General features: G+C 47.5%; 20 protein-coding genes. 13 read left to right on the top strand and 7 right to left on the bottom strand.

Translation table 11 applies throughout. The annotated features are described in order from the left end of the window. Nucleotides 1–160 precede the first annotated feature (160 nt). The gene (locus ACO0K1_RS14065) at nt 161–1,558 is read right to left on the bottom strand and encodes an MFS transporter (protein ID WP_423026767.1); all 1,398 of its coding nucleotides are present in this window, start codon (nt 1,556–1,558) and stop codon (nt 161–163) included. Between the two features lie 7 nt (nt 1,559–1,565). Then, entirely contained in the window at nt 1,566–1,931 is a 366-nt protein-coding gene (locus ACO0K1_RS14060; protein ID WP_423026765.1) for a hypothetical protein, read from the bottom strand. Between the two features lie 205 nt (nt 1,932–2,136). Between ACO0K1_RS14060 and ACO0K1_RS14055 the strand changes: the two genes are divergently transcribed. Next, a complete protein-coding gene (locus ACO0K1_RS14055) occupies nt 2,137–2,547 on the top strand; it encodes a hypothetical protein (RefSeq protein WP_423026763.1) in 411 nt (136 codons plus the stop codon). A 124-nt stretch (nt 2,548–2,671) separates the two neighbouring features. Here the strand turns inward: ACO0K1_RS14055 and ACO0K1_RS14050 are convergent, their stop codons facing one another. From ACO0K1_RS14050 to ACO0K1_RS14040, 3 genes are all read right to left on the bottom strand, one after another. Further along, nucleotides 2,672–3,709, bottom strand: a complete 1,038-nt coding sequence (locus ACO0K1_RS14050; RefSeq protein ID WP_423026761.1) for a glycosyl hydrolase — start codon at nt 3,707–3,709, stop codon at nt 2,672–2,674. Between the two features lie 374 nt (nt 3,710–4,083). After that, nucleotides 4,084–5,919 (bottom strand): AMP-dependent synthetase/ligase, encoded by a 1,836-nt coding sequence (locus ACO0K1_RS14045; RefSeq protein WP_423026759.1) that lies wholly within the window; start codon nt 5,917–5,919, stop codon nt 4,084–4,086. Between the two features lie 524 nt (nt 5,920–6,443). Next, nucleotides 6,444–7,715 carry an O-acetylhomoserine aminocarboxypropyltransferase/cysteine synthase family protein gene (locus ACO0K1_RS14040; protein WP_423026757.1) on the bottom strand — a complete coding sequence of 424 codons (1,272 nt, stop codon included), beginning with the start codon at nt 7,713–7,715 and terminating at the stop codon, nt 6,444–6,446. A gap of 919 nt (nt 7,716–8,634) precedes the next feature. Here ACO0K1_RS14040 and minC point away from each other — a divergent pair. The 11 genes from minC (at nt 8,635) to ACO0K1_RS13985 (ending at nt 20,156) form a co-directional block, all read left to right on the top strand. Then, nucleotides 8,635–9,390, top strand: coding sequence for a septum site-determining protein MinC (gene minC / locus ACO0K1_RS14035; protein ID WP_423026755.1), 756 nt, complete (start codon nt 8,635–8,637; stop codon nt 9,388–9,390). Between the two features lie 54 nt (nt 9,391–9,444). Then, nucleotides 9,445–10,260, top strand: coding sequence for a septum site-determining protein MinD (minD, locus tag ACO0K1_RS14030; RefSeq protein ID WP_423026753.1), 816 nt, complete (start codon nt 9,445–9,447; stop codon nt 10,258–10,260). Between the two features lies 1 nt (nt 10,261). Beyond that, entirely contained in the window at nt 10,262–10,525 is a 264-nt protein-coding gene (gene minE / locus ACO0K1_RS14025) for a cell division topological specificity factor MinE (RefSeq protein WP_423026751.1), read from the top strand. A gap of 348 nt (nt 10,526–10,873) precedes the next feature. Further along, nucleotides 10,874–11,566: a response regulator transcription factor gene (locus ACO0K1_RS14020; RefSeq protein ID WP_423026749.1), complete on the top strand. Its 693-nt coding sequence runs from the start codon at nt 10,874–10,876 to the stop codon at nt 11,564–11,566. Between the two features lie 57 nt (nt 11,567–11,623). Beyond that, nucleotides 11,624–13,327, top strand: a complete 1,704-nt coding sequence (locus ACO0K1_RS14015) for a FecR domain-containing protein (protein WP_423026747.1) — start codon at nt 11,624–11,626, stop codon at nt 13,325–13,327. Nucleotides 13,328–13,337: 10 nt separating this feature from the next. Continuing rightward, the gene (locus ACO0K1_RS14010; protein ID WP_423026745.1) at nt 13,338–15,740 is read left to right on the top strand and encodes a CHASE2 domain-containing protein; all 2,403 of its coding nucleotides are present in this window, start codon (nt 13,338–13,340) and stop codon (nt 15,738–15,740) included. A 79-nt stretch (nt 15,741–15,819) separates the two neighbouring features. Then, the gene (hemA, locus tag ACO0K1_RS14005) at nt 15,820–17,106 is read left to right on the top strand and encodes a glutamyl-tRNA reductase (RefSeq protein WP_423026743.1); all 1,287 of its coding nucleotides are present in this window, start codon (nt 15,820–15,822) and stop codon (nt 17,104–17,106) included. Between the two features lie 99 nt (nt 17,107–17,205). Continuing rightward, a complete protein-coding gene (gene prfA, locus ACO0K1_RS14000) occupies nt 17,206–18,285 on the top strand; it encodes a peptide chain release factor 1 (protein ID WP_423026741.1) in 1,080 nt (359 codons plus the stop codon). Between the two features lie 109 nt (nt 18,286–18,394). After that, complete coding sequence (locus tag ACO0K1_RS13995; protein WP_423026739.1) at nt 18,395–18,895, top strand: disulfide bond formation protein B; 501 nt, start codon at nt 18,395–18,397, stop codon at nt 18,893–18,895. Next, nucleotides 18,895–19,737, top strand: a complete 843-nt coding sequence (prmC, locus tag ACO0K1_RS13990; RefSeq protein WP_423026737.1) for a peptide chain release factor N(5)-glutamine methyltransferase — start codon at nt 18,895–18,897, stop codon at nt 19,735–19,737. Before ACO0K1_RS13995 ends, prmC begins: the two co-directional genes overlap by 1 nt. Further along, complete coding sequence (locus ACO0K1_RS13985) at nt 19,734–20,156, top strand: GNAT family N-acetyltransferase (RefSeq protein WP_423026735.1); 423 nt, start codon at nt 19,734–19,736, stop codon at nt 20,154–20,156. Before prmC ends, ACO0K1_RS13985 begins: the two co-directional genes overlap by 4 nt. A 98-nt stretch (nt 20,157–20,254) precedes the next feature. Here the strand turns inward: ACO0K1_RS13985 and ACO0K1_RS13980 are convergent, their stop codons facing one another. Further along, nucleotides 20,255–20,380 (bottom strand): hypothetical protein, encoded by a 126-nt coding sequence (locus ACO0K1_RS13980; protein ID WP_423026733.1) that lies wholly within the window; start codon nt 20,378–20,380, stop codon nt 20,255–20,257. A gap of 564 nt (nt 20,381–20,944) precedes the next feature. Here ACO0K1_RS13980 and ACO0K1_RS13975 point away from each other — a divergent pair. Next, a complete protein-coding gene (locus ACO0K1_RS13975) occupies nt 20,945–21,082 on the top strand; it encodes a hypothetical protein (RefSeq protein ID WP_423026731.1) in 138 nt (45 codons plus the stop codon). A gap of 390 nt (nt 21,083–21,472) precedes the next feature. On the opposite strand, the gene ACO0K1_RS13970 is transcribed toward ACO0K1_RS13975, so the two are convergent. Next, nucleotides 21,473–22,009: a response regulator transcription factor gene (locus ACO0K1_RS13970; RefSeq protein WP_423026729.1), complete on the bottom strand. Its 537-nt coding sequence runs from the start codon at nt 22,007–22,009 to the stop codon at nt 21,473–21,475. Between the last annotated feature and the right edge of the window lie 7 nt (nt 22,010–22,016).

Raw genomic sequence — 22,016 nt, 5'->3', positions numbered from 1 at the left:
GAGATATAGGTCAATGACAGCGGCAGCGTCAGGTCATGATTACTGATTCAGGGCTCAGGGTTCAGGATTCAGGATTCCGGATTTCTGATTTCTGATTTCCACCCTCAGCTTCGTTCGCCCAATCCTTGTCTCTATGACTCTGGACTGAGAGGTGTGTGCTTTAAGTTGGACTCTTTCCCACAAACAACCGGGAAAAGCTGGCAATGCTGGCTACCGCAGCAAATACGGCTCCCATCCCCAACGCATAATGCGTCGCTTTATCAGCAAAAAAGCTAAAGCAAAATGCCACTAAAGCCGCGCCCGAGGTTTGTCCCATCAGCCTTGAAGTTGCTACTACCCCACTGGCGCTACCAGCACGCGTCAACGGTGCTGCCCCCATAATTGCCTTTAAATTCGGCGCCTGAAAAAATCCAAATCCCATGCCGCACAGCGCCATGCGCCAGCAAATATCGAAGGCGGAAGGATGCAAGGAAATACCGAGCAACGACGTCATACCCACCGACAAAATCGCCAAACCAATACCGCCTAAAACACCCGGTGAATAATGATCACTCAAACGCCCCGCAACCGGCGCCATGATGGCAACTAACACGGCCCATGGCGTGATCAGAAACCCAGTTTCAACAGGCGAACGCCCCAGAACAGTTTCAAAATAAAATGGTAAAGAAACAAAGGCCAAACTTTGCGTAGCAAATGTACAAATCGAGGTAATCACCGAGAGGAAGAAGATGGGACGACGGAACAAATCTACCGGCAACATCGGCGCTTGATGCCCTGCCTGCCGACGTAACAATAAAGCAAAAAAGAAAATCGTCACTGCTAGTTCGACGAACAAGATTTTTTTGTCTGCCAGATGAGCTGCATCGCCTAGCAATAAAATCAGCATACTGAAGGCACCAACATTGTAAAGCGCGGTAAGTCCATCGATTTTATGCGTCGCCCGATAGGTCATCGGTAATACTCTTTGACCTAAAAAGAAAGCAAAAACGCCGAATGGAACGTTAATCGCAAACAACCACGGCCAGGTCCAAGCCGATAAAATTAAGGAAGCTGTGGTCGGCCCGACAGCAAACGCGACCGCCACAACCAACGAATTTAATCCAAATCCACGCCCTTGCAATCTGGCGGGAAATATCGCTCTTAACATTGCAGTATTGACGCCCATAATGGCACTTGCACCGACGCCTTGAAATAAGCGCGCTATCACAAGTGACGACAACGACCATGAACAGGCGCAGCCTAACGAGGCCAACGTAAACAGGACCAATCCAGCGATAGAAATGCGTCGATATCCAATGACTTCGCCAAGCGCCGCGAATGGCAATAAAGTCGCCACCATTGCCAATTGATACACGTTAATAATCCAAACCGAGTCAGCTGGGGACGTATGTAATTGCTCCGCAATAGCGGGCAACGCCGTATTCGCAATCGCCGTATCCAGAGAAGCCATGCCAACGCCGATAGACAACGAAAGCATCGCCAGATTACGCTCTCTGGTCGGCAAGCCATCGTGGCCAACCACACTTAATTGATTCTCGTTACCAGCTTGTTGGGTCATGGCTGTATCAGAATCGATATTCGGCAACGATATTTTTCGTCAAGCCATGTTTACTGCCGCCTGGCAGGATATCGCCGAGACGACGCATATTTGCTGCGGGAATAAACATCTCTGCCATTTGATCGGTGCATCGGAATTTCATGGCAGGGCTCAGAATTTCACGTGCTCTGATTTTTAAATGCAAAAAGACTTTGCTGCTCTCGCGATTCAATATGATGTGAATATCGCTCTTAAAACTGGCTAATGGTATTTTTAACCACCAACCTTCATCGCCACCATAACGACCACAAGCGGACCAAAAGGTATTATTGTCGTGCAAGATGATCGAGCCCAAGCGGCCATTGACTCTTTGCATTGCTTCAATTTTGGTCATTGTTTTTCTTTGCTATCTATTTCTTTATCAAGTCCGAATTATAGTCGTGATTCGTAAAACACCGAATTTACGTTCAAAACAATGAAATAATAAATAGCACTTTTAATAACAAACACTTTTGGTTTTACGTATCTACCCTTGTACTATTTCGTCCATCAGTTATGATTCGAACGTCATTTTTTTGCGTATTTTTAAAGGAAAAATCTTGAAACCACGTTTATTTAGCAAAACCTTGCTGGGTGTGATTGCAGTGCTTGCAGTCAGCACAGCCTCTACGTCCGCCTTTTCACAAAGTGCTGAGTACCGTCTGGGATACGATCAGGGATATCGTGACGCTATGGCAGCCCAGCAACAGGAAGGTCACCGTGATGCCGGGCGTATGACGATTATGGCGGCACGTTATGGTACGCATGAAGAGGCTTGTGATGCCAGTGAAGCCATTCGTCGCATTGCAGGATGGCGTCGACATGTAGAATTTCAGGCTAATAATAATCTTTGTGGCGACCCGGCGATGGGCAGACAAAAACATCTATTCGTTGAATACCGTTGCTCAAACGGTCCAGTACAGCGTGTTGAAGCACGTGAAAATGATGTCCTTTCGCTTTATTGTCAATAAACATACAAAGCACAGCGCCGGTTACCCCGCGCTACAAAAACATCGCGACGCACCTATAGCCAGGTGGGCGGGCGCAACCCGCCCGAGTTGTCATTTTTGACATGCAAACGACACCGTAGATCGTTTAATGCGCCAGATGCTGTAAAAATGCATTAGTAAAACCCAATACCCCGGCTTTGCCATAAGTGTTACAAGTTGGCGATGCAGCACCTGGCGCACAATCAGTATCGCGGTCAATCGACCAATAGTGTATCCCTGCCAATTTGTACTGCCGCGCAAATGCACTAATTGTCGCCACATCTTTCAGATCAAAGGTTTCATCCTCGGTATCGTTACCACCAATCATCGGCGTCAATTCAATTTGAGCAAAGGGAACGTTCCAAAAGCTATGCAGATTAAGCGCTGCTTGTATGGCGGAGCGCCCCATATCACATTTACCATCAGCGCCAACGACACAAGCTTCTGATGATGTAACACCGTAGTCCATCACCATGAGATTGATATAGTAATGAGTCAATCCAGCACGATGGATGGCGTTCATGACGGTCACACCAATAGTACCTAAAGCTGATTTATCGACGATAGCGAGCGTCGGTAATGTAAATGAAAACCGCAAATTCGGATAAGCAATTTGCGCAGCATGAATACGCAGCATCAATTGATCAATTTGTTCGACTGATTGATCAGCTTCGATATCAAAATCAAAGCCAAGTAAATGCGTAGTCTGATAGCGTTCGATAAATTGTCTAAAACCGACATCACTGGCACACGTAAAGTTACCTGCCTGGCCACCAGTAGAAATAATGTACTTTTTTCCAGCACTCACTAATGGCCCGATATTGGCATCCGCAAAATCCTGACCCGACAGGCCTTCCCACGTCTCCTTACCACATTCTCCTGTCGCAAACGCGAGTGTGACGGTGTTCAACCTAGGTGGAATCACTGCGAGAAATGAAGTTGGTTTTCCCGTTACTGACGTCGTTAGCTGCTGGTGATTCCAAGCCATCTCATTTTTAACGTATTTATAAGGGCTCAGCACAAAGGCTGCCGACTCTGATGTTGGGTTGGTCGTTTGCTGTGCTGTCGCGCCGACTGAAAAACAGCCCGCGAACATACCAGTTACTAAAATACAAGCCAGGCTCTTCACTTTCCGTAATGTCATAGTGCGCATCTCCGTTTTATCTCAAACACTGATCTCATGATCAATTTTTATCAAACTCTATGAGAGGGGAAGTGCGCAAGAACGTCAATTGAAATAATTGGAGAGCCTGCATTTTTTCGATTTTTTCTTTTTCAATTCAGATTTTCTGCGCGAAATAATGTCTTACTCGCCCATCAACACAGATCAGAATAAATAATCTTAATTAAAAATACAAAACCTGAAATCATTAAAATGATGGCGACATCCATCGAACTGGCGGATTCCGGCACAATACCAGTCGAAAAAAACAGGTATCAAATTTCTTTGAATACCTGCCTTCTTAGTTGCTACGAATTAAAACCAAATTTAATGCGAACTCATTTTAACCATCATAACTAACGTCGGGGCGCATAGATTCTGGCAATATCGGCGGCGAAGTGGTTCGCGAGATTATTCCGCTTTAATTTCAAGGTCGGGGTAATCAAGGTATTTTCTATTGTCCAAGGTTCAAGCGAGAGTATGGCTGCTTTAGGTTGTGCGTAGAACGGCAGGCTCGTCGTCAATTCCCGTACGCGTTTCACCACTGCGTCAACAGCAGCAGGCGCTTGTAAGCTTTTAGGATCGGCCGGATCAAGGTCTAACGTTGAACTTAATTCTTGCCAATAACGTTGGCTTAGTACGACGGCACAACCAATGAAAGGTGAGTTTTCTCCAAATGCATACGCTTGTTCAAATGACGCATCCGTCAAAATAGCCAACTCAAGGTCTACGGGCGCAATTTTTTCGCCCGTAGAGGTCACAATAATTTCTTTGACACGTCCCAAAATGCGCACGCGCCCATCGATGACCGAGGCCTGATCACCAGTACGTAACCAGCCATCAATGAAGGCATTTGCGGTATCTTCATCACGCTTCCAATAACCGCGCATCACATTTGGTCCACGTACTTGCAACTCTTTATTCTCACCAATACGCACTTCAACGCCGTCCATGGTTTTGCCAACGGAGTTCGGATCGTTATCATCGGGAGAATTAAATGCGACAACAGGCGCGGTTTCCGTCATACCGTAACCCTGGACGATAGGGATACCTAATCCGAGAAAACAGCGCGAAATGACCGTAGATAAGGCGGCACCACCACTAACGGCAACACGAATTCTGCCGCCAAATTGCTGTTTCAATTTGGCAGCAACGAGTGGATCCAGCACGCGCCAGGCAAGTTCATCAGCAAGCACCGCCAACGCGCTATCAGATAAGGCTTTTTGTGCCCGCAAAAAACGACGCCAGCCTACATTGATTGCCATATTAAACAAGCTGGCCGCAAATTTTGAGGCCGCCAACTTGGTTTGAATCACGCTATAAACACGCTCGTAAATCCGCGGAACAGAAATCAAGATAGTTGGCTTAACGATGGTTAAGTCTTCCGGCAATTGTTTAGTGGACCGTGAAAATGCCACGCAAGCACCAGCGGCAACAGGAAGGTAATAACCAGCAGTACGTTCAAACGTATGCGATAAGGGCAAGAAAGACAAAAACACATCGCTGGTAACTGGCGCCACTCTTACGACGACAGCTTTCACATTCGACATCACATTCAGATGGGTCAACATCACGCCTTTTGGCTTACCTGTCGTACCCGATGTATAGACCAGCGCTGCGAGATCACCTTGCGTAGGACTCTGCGCTGGGAGCGTGGTGTTGACGCCCTGTGCCAACCACTCTTGTAATGTGGCCAACGGCACCGGACTAACGAAACTCGGGTCTTGCACCGTTTTGTCCAATACCACGACCTGACGCAGGGCTGGCATGGCAATGCCGGTTTCTGAGATATCTTTCCATTGCTGATCCGTTGCCGCAATCAACATCGTCGCATCACTGTCACCAACAATATAGCCAATACTGGCTGGGTTATCCAGCGCATGCATAGGTACTGGCACGCAGGCGAGTTGCATAGCCGCCTGATCAATACAGACCGCATGCAAACCATTTGGCAACAAAATCGCGATACGAGCACCACGCTCTGGTTGCAAAGTGGCTAAAGCCTGTGCAAATTGCTGCACTTTTTGTTGGGTCTGTTGCCAGGAATAGCTTATCCACTGTTGAGTCGCGTCATCAAACTGACGATATGCTTCTAAATCAGGGGTTTGAGCAACCCGCCAACGAAATAGGTCAGCCAATGTTTGCAACGACATTAATTCGTTTGCCTGCGCGGATAAGTTTGAAGTCGGCATGTGCTTAAGAGAGAGTAAGTGGTAAATCGTGGGCACGCAATTATGAGGTGCGGCAACGATAAGGGCTAAAACAATACGGGCTAAAACGATACGGGCTATAAAGATTATGGGCTACAAGGGATGTTACATGTTGCTAATAAATAGGCAAGACCACACTACAAAGGCGTTTCCACTGTTCCCACACTCCAATGAAGGACAGTAACTGCGCAACAGACTGTCAATGCAATAGTTAATCTGTCCAGATGAGCCGGATGACGCCCCCTGTCGAAGAGTGCGTAGCAGTCGGATTATATGATGCATATGGCGGTTAGCAATGATCGGCATCATTGACAAGCGCAACTAGAATATGGCTTTTTCAAACAGAAAAACGCCGCAAATTGCGGCGTTAAGGAAATTTCACGACCCAAAATGAAGAAGCGAAAAAGCGAGCAGGCACAATGAGTTACCATCCTCTGCTGTCGATTAGCCTCACTACAGAGTCATTAAGAGTCGAACAGAGTTAGTCAGTGCGAAGCAACAGCAGATCAGGAAGCTTGTATTGCCTGCTCCAGATCCGCCAGCAAATCATCAATATGTTCGATGCCTACCGATAGACGCACTGTATCTTCAGTCACACCCGCTTTGAGCAACTCTTCTGGATTCAATTGCCGATGCGTCGTCGTTGCCAGGTGGCAAGCGAGGGACTTGGCATCACCAATATTCACCAAGCGCGTAAATAACTTCAACGCATCCTGGAAGCGAGCGCCAGACTCACGACCACCGGCCAGACCAAAAGTTAATATGCCAGATGGCGTGCCGCCCAAATATTTTTGCGCCAACGCATGATCTTTGTGGTCTGGTAAGCCAGCATAATTTACCCATTTTACTTTTGGATGATGGCTCAGATATTGCGCAATCTTGATCGTATTATCGGTAATTCTATCCAGACGCAACGCCAATGTTTCTATACCCTGCAAAATAAGGAAAGCATTGAATGGTGACAACGCCGCCCCCGTATTACGCAAAGGCACCACGCGGGCACGCCCGATATAGGCTGCAGGGCCTAATGCTTCAGTGTACACAACACCATGGTATGACACATCCGGTTCATTTAAGCGCTTAAATCGTTCCTTATGCTCTGCCCAAGGGAACTTGCCAGAATCGACAATAATCCCACCAATTGAGTTGCCATGACCACCAAGATATTTGGTCAATGAATGAATAACAATATCAGCACCAAATTCAATCGGACGCAGCAGATACGGAGATGGCACCGTGTTATCGACAATCAATGGGACACCATGTTGATGCGCAATCTTAGCGATGGCTTCGATATCAGTAATATTCCCCAGTGGATTACCTATGGATTCCACATAGATCGCCTTTGTTTTTTCATCGATTAATTTGGCAAATGAATCTGGATCACGGTAGTCGGCAAAACGTGTTGTGATGCCAAATTGTGGAAAAGTATGCGCAAACAAATTATAGGTGCCACCATACAAGGTCGAAGCAGAAACGATATTGTCGCCGGCCTCTGCAATCGTCTGAATCGCATAGGTAATTGCTGCTTGTCCAGATGCCAGCGCTAACGCAGCAATCCCCCCTTCCAACTCAGCGACACGTTTTTCAAGAACATCGTTCGTCGGATTCGTGATGCGTGAGTAGATATTTCCCTGCACTTTCAAATCGAACAGATCTGCTCCATGCTGCGTACTATCAAACGCATAGGCGACCGTTTGATAAATTGGTACTGCAACCGCACGGGTAGTCGGATCTGGCGTGTAACCGCCATGCACAGCAATTGTTTCCAGCTTCATTGATGGTATCCCTTTTTTACGTGAATGAAATAAGCAGGTTTAAACAACCTGATCATAAAAAGGCATTACCAAAAAAACAAGGAAGATTTTCGACTATCTAAAATCCTTTTTTGACAAAGGACAATTAAGCCTATGCTCCGAGAAAAATCTTCGTGTACGCTTGCACAAAGAGAATGCAAACCTAAAAAATATTCTCGCTTAGTATTGCATTAGATCCTTTATGCTCCCCTTCCTTACAAAAAATTGATCAGCAATTCCCTTACCCAGAGGATCAAGCTAACGATGAGGTGTTGCTTATTGTGTTGCTCATTGTGTTGCTTATTGTGTTGCTTATTGTGTTGCTCATTGCTCGCACATAAGCACGACGTCTGGCGGAAACAGCCGTAGAACGTGATCAACTCGGCGGCCACGCCGCCACTGAGCATCAGTGGATACGCAGCTCGGGCTTATTCACCCTATCAGTTCCAAAAGAATTTGACGGTCAAGGTTCAAGTTGGAAACGATCCACCATGTGATTCGCATCCTCGCAAAAGCCGATAGTTCGTTAGCACGCGTGTTCGGATTCCATCATTGGCGAGCTGCCGGATTGCAGTTGTAGGGCAATGTACAACAACAGGGACGTCTACTAGATCTCTCGCCGCATTGAGCAGAATAAGGCATTCCCTTGACCAAATAAGCTAAGCAACGCGTTAAAAAGTTGCAAAAAACAAAATATCAATTGATACTGAGCACCAAATTTACTGCTTTGTTTCCAACAAAACAGGTATATTTTTGCAATCTTGCTCATCAATTGGTAGGATGAGTCTTTTTAGGGCGGGCTATCAAGTTCGACCGGGCATTTGATTCCCTGGAGACAATAAAATGTCTCTACAGATTCAGATTGTACGGGGCACCTTCTTTCCTTTTTTTACTTGGACCTATGCAAAACAGTCTGACGCGCAAGCCTATAGAAATAAAAATTTCCACCGTTGTTGCGGTCGCGGTTTTGTTGCACGAAGCATCCACTGCAGCTTTAACGGCAGCACTCACTGAAATGACGGCAGGCTCCCCCGATTTTTTTGATGATGAATTCGCAGTCATTGACGTCGAAGCCATCGCCAATGCGACTGTCGATTGGAACGCATTAATTCCCTTATTCAAAGCACACGGCTTGCACCCGGTCGCGGTGCGCCATGCCCGTGAAGAAGATTATGCAACGATACGTTCGCATGGTCTAAGTATTGACGTCGTCAGTAAGCCACGTCTGGAAACCGGGCAAGTCGTAGCCCCCTCTCCGGTTGTTGTGCAGGCACCAGCGCCAGCACCAGCCGAGCCTCAAATTATCGTCCGTAATAATCCAGCAATGGTGATTGACACGCCAGTGCGTGCCGGACAGCGTATCTATGCGCGTGGTGCGGATCTGATTATCACGGCGTCAGTCAATAACGGTGCCGAAGTCATCGCCGACGGCAGTATTCATATTTATGCGCCGTTGCGTGGACGAGCTCTGGCAGGTGCTACTGGCAACACGGAAGCGCGCATTTTCGCCTTAACAATGGAACCCGAATTAGTCTCAATTGCAGGCATTTACCGGACATTTGAAAACGGATTTCCGCCTTTAAAAGCAAATCACCCAGCACAAGTTAAGCTCAATGGTGACAGTATTGAAGTATCATCAGTAAAATTAGCAGGCTGACGCCCTTTATAAGCAAATGAACGCAGTTATTTCGGATAGAAAAAGGAGTTTTTTGTGGCAAGAATCATCGTTGTAACATCCGGCAAGGGCGGAGTAGGTAAAACGACTTCCAGTGCAAGCTTCGCTTCTGGCCTCGCCATGCGCGGACACAAGACAGCCGTATTGGATTTTGACGTTGGTCTGCGTAATCTGGATTTGATTATGGGCTGCGAACGCCGTGTCGTCTATGATCTGGTCAATGTCATCAGTGGTGAAGCTACCCTGAATCAAGCCTTAATCAAGGACAAACATTGCGATAATCTGTTTATCCTCCCCGCATCTCAAACGCGCGACAAAGACGCGCTGACTGAAGAAGGTGTAGAAAAGGTTCTGAACGATCTGATCAGCATGGATTTTGAATACATTGTTTGCGATTCTCCGGCTGGCATCGAGCGCGGTGCCGTCATGGCACTGACGTTTGCTGATGAAGCGATCGTCGTCACTAATCCTGAAGTCTCGTCAGTGCGCGATTCTGACCGTATCCTCGGCATTATTCAGGCGAAATCCAAGCGTGCGCAAGCAGGTGGCGAACCTGTCAAAGAACATTTATTAATTACGCGCTATTCACCGAAACGCGTTGAGGCTGGCGAAATGCTGTCTCATACTGACGTTCAGGAAATTTTGCGCATCCCGTTGATTGGCGTTATTCCTGAATCTGAAGCCGTATTGCATGCTTCGAACCAAGGTAATCCAGCAATTCATATGAAGGGCAGCGATGTTTCGGATGCTTATGAAGACGTGGTCTCACGTTTCTTAGGCGTTGAGACACCATTACGTTTCATTAACTATGAAAAACCGGGATTGCTGCAGCGCATTTTCGGAGGTAAATAAAATGGCTCTGCTTTCTTTTTTGTTTAACAGCAAACCTAAAACCGCCAATATGGCGAAAGAGCGCCTGCAAATCATTATTGCGCGCGAACGCACTGGCCGTGAAGGTTATGACTTTTTGCCCGCATTGCGCGAAGAGTTAATTGCCGTCATTTCAAAGTACACCAAAGTCAATGCAGAGGACATTAAAGTTTCCCTGGATAAACAAGGTAACTTGGAGGTGTTGGACGTTAACGTCGTTTTACCGGACTTGGAAGTCAGAAACTAACTGAAACATGTCGCTAATTCACATGCAATGTGTGACATTGGCGGCTTATTTACCGTTATTGCCGCATCCTTTTATCGTTTTTTGTTGCGTTTTTGCTGCAAAATTGCCTCACTTTTGAAAATGAAATAACGATTCTTTGAAAAACAATTTTGCGTGTTTTTTTACGTTAATTGTCAATGGAATGCTAGTCATAAAGTAACATTTCTCGTGATAGTAAAACGCGATAAAAAAACAAGCGACGCGTGCGTTTGTCACTTACAAATTTTCATAATCTTTAATTTTTTCAATTGCTTTCGATATAATGATAAGCATCAATTTCGAATTGCCGAACATTAACGGTAGCTACCTATGAGAATCGCAGTACTAGACGACGATAACAACCTGCTCGAATTGGTCTGTACCATTCTGAATGCAGCCGGTCACACATGCCATCCGTTTCTTAGCGGCAAGGAAATGTTGCATCAATTACGCCGCGAGAGTTACGACATGCTCATTCTCGATTGGCAGGTGCCGGATCTGAATGGCACGGAGATCTTGCACTGGGTCAGAGAAAAACTATCTCCGACACTGCCAGTATTATTCATGACCAGCCGTTCTGGTGAAGACGACATCGTTGCTGGCCTGGCAGCGGGTGCAGACGATTACATGATCAAACCAATACGCCGCAGCGAATTGGTGGCTCGCGTCCAAGCTTTATTGCGTCGTGCCTACCCAGCGCAAACAGCATCTGAACATCTGCAATTTGGGGCCTATAAATTTGAAACACGCGCTGGCCGCGTCAGTATTAATGACCAGCCCATCGAGATGACCCAAAAAGAGTTTGATCTGGCATTACTACTTTTCCGCAACCTTGGGCGCCCACTGTCACGTGCGTATATTTTGGAGGCGGTATGGTCGCGTGATGTGGATATCCCGTCGCGCACCATGGACACGCATATTTCACGCGTCCGTAGTAAGCTAGAGCTACGACCAGAGAATGGTTACCGATTAGCGCCTGTTTATAGCTACGGTTACCGACTAGAACAAGTTACGCCAGAATAAAAAACTCCGGGTCAGTCATCTGACCCGGATTGCATTTTCAGAATAGGATTTACGCGCATGAGCACTTTACCAATGACACTCTTGCGACAATGTCAAACCAGTTTATTGGTCGTATTTTGTCTCATAGCATCCCCATTTAGTTTTGCAGAGAAAGTAAGTGGTGAGCCGGGTACTGTGCTCGCAACACCACCTGATATGACGTATTTCGCGCTACAAGGTGACACCTTGTCGGGTATTTCCAAGCGATTCACTGACAAAGCCCTGAATTGGCCAATACTCAGCAAACGCAATCACATCGCTGACGACAGAGCAATCCCGGTCGGTACCGCCATCTTGATACCGTTAGAGCTTTTGCCTGAAGAAGATAGTGAAGCACGCGTACTGGCGCTTGCCGGCAATCCGACCTATAAACCAGTCAACGGTGATGAGTTACCGTTGGCAATCGGTACGGTTGTCAAAGAAGGAGCGCAAATTTTCACTGGAAAAAACGGCTTTATTACATTAGCTTTTCCTGATAATTCACGCGTGTCAATTCCGTCAAACAGCCAAATCAGCCTGAGCAAATTACGTAAAACTAAATATACAGGTAGCCCTCGCACGGAAATTTCTCTGATTGAAGGCAAAGTTGAATCCCATGTTTCCAGTCTGGTATCCAACAAGGGGCGTTTTGAAGTCCGTTCACCATTAGCAGTAGCTGGTGTGCGAGGCACCCACTTCAGGGTAGGTGTTACCGATGCGGGAACGGCGAACGAAGTACTCGAGGGTGGTGTCGCGGTCAATAATCCGGTACTCAAGAAATCTGACAATATTGTGTTGCCAGCAGGCAAAGGCAACATTGTGACGAGCACTGCAGTTGGTAAAGCCGTTAACCTATTGCCAGCGCCGCAGCTCAAGCAGGAATACTGGCTACAGGTACGTCCAACTATCCAATTTTTGATCGACAAAACTGATATTGCGCGGGGCTACCATGTGCAAATTGCGAAAGATTCACAAGCTTTAGATGTCTTGGCTGAAAAGTATTTCAAAGAAAATCGCTTTAAATTCGATGGATTGGCTGATGGCAGCTATTTTGTTCGCATTGCAGCAATCGACCAATATGGTTTAGAAGGTATTCCTCTGACCCAGGCATTTACGCTCAAAGCGCGTCCTGAACCACCATTTACGTTACAACCAAAAAATAAAATTCGTAGTGACAAAACCGATTTTGTCTGGACGGAAGCAAGTAACGCCTTGTCGTATCATTTGCAAGTGGCGACCGATACCGACTTTAACAATATCGTACTCGACCAGAGTAATCTCAAGGATGTCCAGTTCAGTACGAATAAATTAAATAATGGTCAGTATTTTTGGCGTATCGCAACAGTAGTCACACAACCGGATGGCAAACTCGATCAAGGCCCGTTTAGTGACACACAAGCTTTTACCCAGTTACCGCCGCAGGCAGCAGCGGCCTTTGCTGACTCTGAGGGAAAAGAAATTTCATTTAGTTGGGCTGCAGAACCCGGACAACAATTTTTGATTCAAATTGCCAAGGACAGCGAGTTTAAAAACATGTATCTGTCACGTGAATCAACGGCGGCAGAATTGAAAATTCCAAGACCGGACGCCGGCCAATATTTTATCCGCGTGCGAGCCACCGACCCTGATGGCTATGTAGGGGCATTCTCGTCGACCCAAAAAATCACCATCAAAGCGCGCTGGTTGGACAGCGCGGGGGATGCAATTAAGAGTATTGCTGGCACTGTCGGCACAGGTTTTTGATCGTTAAATAATGAAGACAACGCCGATTCCGGTTAAACGCATTGCTTTGCGCGAGTGGTTAATACTGAGCTGTTTATTGCTGATTCTGACCTCAGCACTAAGTATTACCAACGTCCTTGGCCGGGTCGATTTGGTGTTCTACGATCACTTTATGCAGCTCAGCACGCACGAAGTCAGAGATGACGTTCTGATTGTTGCTATTGATGATTTTAGTCTTAATGAATTAGGTAAATGGCCATGGCCACGACAACGCCATGCTGATTTACTGAAAAAAATTAGTGCGGCCAAGCCACTCGCCATTGGTATGGACATACTGTTCGCGGAACCGGAATCCACCAACAGTGAAGAAACACCGAGCGGTGATCAGGCATTGGCCGATGCCATCAAAGAAAACCATCGCGTCGTCTTGCCCTTAGTGTCAGAAAGTGCTGGCAAAGGTCTGGATGCAACACTGCCAATTGCGACGTTAGCGAACGTCGCGCAAATCGGCCATATTCACATCGAACTGGATCAGGACGGTGTTGCGCGCAGTGTCTTCTTACGTGAGGGTACCAAAGGAGAATGGTGGCCTCATTTCGCCCTCGCCATGAAAAATCTGGCACAAAACACAAAAGCCGGTTCTGAACAATATTTACCGGGAAACAGACTCTCTGCAACGGCGCGCTCGACACCGGCACAATCAGACGCCTGGACACGAGATTATCAGATGTATATTCCGTTTTCTGGTGGCAATGGACATTTCCAAACGGTTCCCTATGCTGCCGTTTTACGTGGCGAAGTGCCTGAAAGCTTTTTTAAAAATAAATATGTGTTGGTCGGTCCGACAGCTGTTGGGATGGCAGACTCATTCCCAACACCAGTTTCCAGCAACGATGGTCTGGTTTCCGGCGTCGAAATTAATGCAAATATTCTCGCCAGCTTACTTGATGAACGAAGTATTCGATTTGTACCTGGCTGGCTGATACTGCTATGTAACCTGATCATTCTCGGCACTGCGCTGGCCGCTTATTTGTTGCTGTCGCCACGGAAAGCGCTCGCCTCTACTGGGGTGCTATTTGTGCTCGCTATGACTGGAAGCTTTTTATTAATGCGTTACACGGGCTGGTGGCTCCCTTCATCTCCCGTACTTTGTGCTTTGATTATTGCTTACCCAATCTGGAGCTGGCGCCGGCTTGAAGCTGCCATCCAATATCTGGGCGAAGAATTCAGCTTATTAGAAAAAGAACCGCATCTTTTGCCTGAATTTATTGATGATGAACAGCCGCGTCAGGCAGCCTTAACCGACACCTTAGAGAGCAGTATTAATGCAATGCGCCTGGCAGCTAACCGCGTGCGCGATTTGCGGCAATTTGTGAGCGACAGCTTAGCCAGTCTGCCAGATGCAACATTGGTCACCACCACCGACGGCAACGTTTTATTATCAAATCAAGTGGCACGAGCTTACTTCGCTGGACTTGGTATTCCCAAAGTAAATGACGCACTGTTACCGTATCTATTTGCACAAATGTCACCGCCACAAGCCAGCGAACAAACGCAAAATAATAGTTTTAGCTGGTGGGATATACTCGATCTGAAACACACTAGTAACATGAAGCAGGGTATCGAGGTGCGCGACCCTCGGCAACAAGATGTGCTGATTAAAAGTGCGCCATGCTATAACGCAGATAAAGTATTGGTCGGATGGATCGTGAGCATCATCAATATCACCGCGATTCGCGCCGCCGAGCGCAGTCGCGACGAAACATTGCACTTCATTTCCCACGACATGCGAGCGCCTCAGGCCTCCATATTAGCGTTACTTGAAATGCAAAAAGAACCAGCAACGGCATTGTCTAACGACGAATTCATGGCGCGCATTGAAAAAGCATCACGCATAACCCTGGGCTTGGCAGACAACTTCGTCCAGCTCGCCAGAGCCGAATCACAAGACTATCGTTTTGAAGAAGTTGATTTCCAAAACGTGCTGATCGATGCGACAGAGGAAATGTGGTCGTTGGCAAAAAGTAAAAATATTCGTATCAAAACGGCTATCCCAGATGATGAATATCCAGCACGTATCGACCGTTCATTAGTCACACGTGTATTAACCAATCTGCTCTCGAATGCGATTAAATATAGCCCACGTGATACCACCATTACGTGTACGCTAGCATTAGAGCAACATTTAGCCGATGCAGAAATCGTTTGCAATATCAGCGATGAGGGATATGGCATCCCGCGCGCCGAGCAAAATAAGTTGTTTCAGCGCTTCCAGCGATTTAAAACCACAGATCAACCTAAAAATGACGGTGTTGGTCTTGGCATGGTATTTGTAAAAGCGGTTTTGGATCGGCATCACGCCAAAATTGACTTTACCAGTGCACCGAATGAAGGTTCTACCTTTAATCTGCGCTTTCCCGCTACACTAATTTGAGCTATATCAAGTGGCACGCCGCAAAAAATAATGCCTGCAACGCGCTATAATGAGAGCTTACGTCAACCTAGACCATTGCATGCAACTTACTGCTGTCGGACTCAACCACACGACTGCGCCGCTATCTTTGCGCGAAAAAGTCGCTTTCTCGCCTGAGCAAATTGCTCATGCGGTGGCGGCTGCGCGTACCTGGTTTGGGAACAATAGTGCAACAATGTCATCCAGTGCCACCACTGAAGCTGCCATTTTGTCCACCTGCAATCGTACCGAGCTATATGCTGCGTGTCCCGCAGCGAATCCGGTCGACGCCACCGCGCATTTTTTAGCCGATTATCACCACTTATCCTACGCTGATTTACGTCCCCACCTGTATACATTGCCGCAAGACAATGCGGTGAGACATGCTTTCAGGGTCGCTTCTGGTCTGGATTCGATGGTGTTGGGTGAGCCGCAAATTCTCGGTCAGATGAAAGATGCGGTTCGACAAGCCGACGCTGCAGGGGGTCTAGGTACGTATCTGCATCAAATGTTTCAGCGTACCTTTGCAGTTGCCAAAGAAGTTCGCAGTACTACCGAGATTGGCGCGCACAGCGTTTCAATGGCCGCCGCAGCGGTGCGTTTGTCACAACGTATTTTTGACAAAATTGCTGACCAGCATATTCTGTTTATCGGCGCTGGTGAAATGATAGAACTTTGCGCAACGCACTTTGCGGCGCAAAACCCTAAGTCGATCACCATAGCCAACCGTACCTTAGAGCGTGGCGAGGCTCTTGCTCATCGCTTTAATGGCAAAGCCATCCGTCTTGCTGATTTGCCGCAGGAATTGGCGCAATTTGACATTATTGTTTCTTGCACCGCATCGTCGTTACCGATCATTGGTTTAGGTCTGGTCGAACGCGTCGTCAAAGCGCGTAAGCACCGCCCCGTGTTTATGGTTGATCTGGCCGTGCCTCGTGATATTGAACCAGAAGTTGCCAAACTTGATGATGTATTTTTATACACAGTTGATGATCTCGGCACGGTCGTACAATCTGGCTTAGAAAATCGCCAGGCAGCCGTAGCACAAGCCGAAGCGATTATTGAGACCCGCGTGCAATCGTTTATGCACTGGATTGATGGCCGCGCTATCGTTCCCGTGATTCAGGATTTACATGAAAGCAGTGAACAACTGCGCCTCATGGAACTCGATCGTGCTCGTAAAATGTTGGCACGTGGCGACGATATTGATGTTGTTCTCGAAGCATTATCCAAAGGCATCACGGCAAAATTCTTACACGGCCCCCAACAGGCTCTGCATCAAGCCAGTGGCGACGAACGCGCTCGCTTGGCCACTTTACTTCCACATTTATTCCGCACAAAACGTTAGCGACGCTCGTCCTGATGACCTTTACGCTATAGTTACGCGCAAGAATTTGCGTACCGTTTTTGGGCCTATGCCCTTCTTTTACATTCTTTAAAATCACGTATGAAACCATCAATGCTTTCCAAGCTAGATCAACTAGCTGAACGCCTGGACGAAGTCAGCCATTTGCTCATGCAAGAGGGTGCCACCAACGACATGGACTCGTATCGCAAGCTCAACCGCGAACATGCTGAATTGGATCCTTTGGTCGCACTCTACAAAAACTACCAACAAACACAGGCCGACATCGACGAAGCACAGGAGATGTTGAACGATCCTGAAATGAAAGCATTTGCACAGGATGAAATCGAATCTGCAAAAGCGAATATGCTGACTTTGGAAGCTGACTTGCAAAAAATGTTGCTACCGAAAGATCCGAATGACGAACGCAACATCTTGCTTGAAATCCGCGCCGGAACTGGCGGCGATGAAGCCGCATTGTTTGCAGGTGATTTACTCCGTATGTACACCCGCTTTGCAGAACGGAATCGCTGGCAGGTTGAGATGATGTCTGAATCAGAATCTGAACTCGGCGGATATAAAGAAGTGATTGTCCGTATCGCTGGCTTGGGTGCTTATTCCAAACTCAAATTTGAATCAGGTGGACACCGCGTACAACGCGTTCCTGCCACTGAGACTCAAGGCCGCATTCATACTTCAGCTTGTACAGTAGCAGTGATGCCCGAAGCGGATGAGCTGGCAGACGTCGTCATTAATAACGCTGATTTGCGCATCGACACTTTCCGGGCCAGCGGTGCAGGTGGTCAGCATATTAACAAAACCGATTCCGCCGTGCGTCTGACGCATATTCCGACCGGAATCGTCGTCGAATGTCAGGATGGGCGCAGCCAACATCAAAATAAAGCACAAGCTATGCGGGTTTTAGCAACACGCATCATGGACGGCCAGTTGCGAGAAAAACAAGCGAAAGAAGCCGCAACTCGCAAGAGTCTGATCGGCTCAGGCGATCGCAGTGAGCGCATCCGCACTTACAACTACCCGCAAGGCAGGATGACAGATCACCGCATTAATCTGACCTTGTACAAGCTCGATTTTATTATGGATGGTGATTTGACCGAACTCAGCAACGCACTCATCGCTGAACACCAGGCCGAGTTATTGGCGGAACTTGGTGACGATTAAGTCATCCAAACGTTATTCGTATTTAAGTCTTTTTAATGCAAATGCTTTTACGCATCTGTGATTAAAACCGTGTAAGCTGGCAACCGCTCATATTTTCCGGATGAAATTCATGCATTCTTCGAAACCTGTTTTACTTGCCGTCGCAGCATTTTGCATCGGCTTAATCGGTGCTGCTCTCTATTTGCAGCTCGTGGAACATATGTTGCCTTGTCCGTTATGTGTATTGCAACGCTATGCATTTATTGCGATTGCACTGTTTTGCCTGATCGGCGCCGCGATGCCACGGGGAACTCGACGTATTAGTATCGGCTTTGCGACGGCTTCTGCCGTCGCCGGTATCGGTGTCGCTGCGAAGCATTTATATGTGCTGGCGAATCCTGGTTTTTCCTGCGGTATCGATCCGCTCGAAACAGGTCTAAATAAGATATTTCTGGCGACCTGGTGGCCCACTTTATTCCGGGCAGACGGCCTCTGTGAAACGCCTTACCCACCGACTTTGGGTTTATCTATCCCGGCTTGGTCGATGATAGGATTTCTATTAGTCGGATTCACGTTGGTATTCTTGTTCTTTACCCGTGAAAAAACCGGCATGTTTGGGAAGCACCGTTAATGCACGCATGGCAACAAGATCATCTGTCTATTGCTGATTACGAACGCGTTTCTCCCTTAGAAAAATTAGAGACGCGCATCTTAATCATGGCGGCAACTGGACTAACCAGAATTCAACTCATTACCCAGTCAGATTATCAACCCCAGTCAGAACAACGGCTCTTCCTGCAAACACTGATTCAACGCCGTCTCGATGGAGAACCCATCGCTTATCTCACCGGTGAGCGCGAATTTTTTGGTCTGCCATTTTTTACCTCGCCCGCCGTTTTAATCCCCCGCGCTGACACTGAACTTCTGGTTGAGCTTGCCCTTAGCTATGCGCCGCAAAATTCGCGCCTGCTGGACATGGGTACAGGTTCAGGTGCAATTGCCGTGGCGATTGCTCATACCCGCGCAGATCTGCTTGTCACCGCGCTGGACATCAGTCATGACGCCTTGGCTATTGCGAAAAAAAATGTGGCGCGCCACACACCAGATCGTGTCCGCGTGCTGCACAGCGACTGGTATAGCGAGGTCAATGGACAGGTTTTTCACACGATTGTCAGCAACCCTCCCTACATTGTTAAAAATGACCCGCATCTATCGCAAGGCGACTTACGCTTTGAACCCATCAATGCACTGACCGATCATGGCGATGGCTTAAGTGCCTACCGTACAATCGTTGGAAATGCCCCACAACATCTTGCAAACGAAGGATGGCTGCTCATGGAGCATGGCTATCACCAGGCTGAGGATGTACGCCAATTGCTTTCTGCTCGTGGTTTTGGGCAAGTACAAAGCTGGCGTGATCTGGCGGGAATTGAGCGGGTATCGGGTGGGCAATTTATTGCAGGAGTTGAATGATGCAGATTTCTACAGATAAATCTCAGCTGGATATTGCATTGATCCATCAATTTCTTTCCGTACAATCGGCTTGGGCAAAGGGAATTTCTCTGGAAACGGTGCAAAGGTCGATCACCAATTCACTTTGTTTCGGTGGGTTTTTTGAAAATCGACAAATTGCATTTGCCCGGGTGGTTACCGATAAAGCGACTTTTGCCTATCTAATGGATGTGTTTGTGCTACCAGCATATCGAGGCCGAGGACACGCAAAAACACTGATGCGTGCGATACAAGAACATCCAGATTTACAAGATATACGCCGTTTCATCCTCGTAAGCAGCACAGCACGGGGACTGTATGAACAGTTTGGATTCAAATCACCAGCCAAGCCAGAAACATTTTTGGAAATTAATCGCCCAGATATTTATCAACGCCCATAATAAATACAGGTCATTTAAAAATATAAAAGACGACTGCAAATATCGATGCAATCGTCTCTAGTCGCCAATAAAAGCTGTTCAATGATAGGCCTGCAGGCTTAGCGCGCACCGAGTGGAATCGATGAACCGGCAGATTTCTTTGCATCCTTGGCTGCTTTTTTCTCTTTAGGTGAAAGTAACGCCTGTTTTTTTGTTTCTTTATTCGTCTTGGTCACTTTACTCATGATATTGCTCCTGGTTGACGCCTGCGAATGCGGGTGTTGCCTCAGTATAGGTGATTAAACCATAGAGCAGGCACATTTAAATTGATGATGCGTCACTCTCGAGTGAAGCATCTCATTTGAACTGCATCGCACCGGTAATCAGCCTCAGGCGCCCCATCTCCTAGTCCGTGTCCACGAGGGGCGATCGCACAATTAAAAAAGACGAAAATCAAAAGTCTGAGGGGCACCTGCCCTAGACGTAGTGTTGATGTTAATGTTGATCTAGCCCGCTTTAGACAAAGCAATTTGCGCTTCACGGAAAACGGATCAGAAAGTGTCGTTGTCTGAGCGCAGCGAGTTTCGACACTTTCCCGTTTTACGTGCCGCGCAAATTGTGCCGACACGCAGTGACGGCACCCGCAGGGCAAAGTCTCAGCGTCGCCTTTCTTTTGCTTACTTTACTTTGGCGTAGCAAAGAAAAGTAAGTGGCCGCCGGGCCACACCCGGCCTGGTCGACCAAAGCAAAACACTACCAATCAACAACAAACGAAGACTTGAGCGGTAGCCCAACGCTAAGCACTAAAGGTGGACGCAGAAGTAGACGTCGATGTTGATGTTGACGTTGATGTTGATGTTGAAGTAGACGTTGATACAGACCTTACCCGCTTTAGACAAAGCAATTTGCGCTTCACGGAAAACGGATCAGAAAGTGTCGTTGTCTGAGCGCAGCGAGTTTCGACACTTTCCCGTTTTACGTGACGCACAAATAGTGCCGACACGCAGTGACGGCACCCGCAGGGCAACGTCTCAGCGTCGCCTTTCTTTTGCTTACTTTACTTTGGCGTAGCAAAGAAAAGTAAGTGGCCGCCGGGCCACACCCGGCCTGGTCGCCCGAAGCAAAACACTAACAATCAACAACAAACGAAGACTTGTGGGATAACCTCCACCCTAAGCGCTAAAGGTGGACGTAGACGTTGACATTAAAGTGGACGCTGGGCCACACACGACTTGGTAGTCCGTAGTACAACACTAAATATCAACAAGAAACGAACGCTTGGAAGATTGCGCTAACAAAGGGCAATCGAATTAATTAAAAAGACACCGAATCTCTATCTACTTCACCTGCTGCTTATTCAACTTGCGCGCCAACGTCCGTCTATGCATACCCAACCGCCTCGCCGCCTCAGAAATATTGAAATCAACCTCCACCAATACTTCGTGAATCCGCTCCCATTCCAGCGTTTTAATTGACGTCGAACGATTCGTCAGCTCTGGTTCTGACACCCCTGCCACATGCCCAAAGGCGGCTTCGATATCATCCGTATTCGAGGGTTTCGCGAGATACTGACATGCACCTAATTTCACCGCTTCAACGGCGGTGGCAATACTAGCGAAGCCGGTCAAAACCACAATCAACATCTCAGGATCGTGCTTGTTAAGCATTTGCACACATGCCAACCCCGACGCATTGCCATTCAACTTCAGATCAACGACGGCATAACGCGGAGAGTGCTTACTAAGTAACTCTGCCGCATCCTCCAGATTCGCGGCATGGATCACCGAATAACCGCGTCGTTCAAACGAACGCGCTAAAGTACGAGCGAAAGCAGTATCGTCTTCGACTATCAACAGCAGACGATTGTCCGACATTTTGATT

Source organism: Undibacterium sp. SXout20W, from assembly GCF_049340285.1.
GTDB lineage: Bacteria > Pseudomonadota > Gammaproteobacteria > Burkholderiales > Burkholderiaceae_D > Undibacterium.
This window is presented reverse-complemented; position numbering and strand designations above follow the sequence as displayed.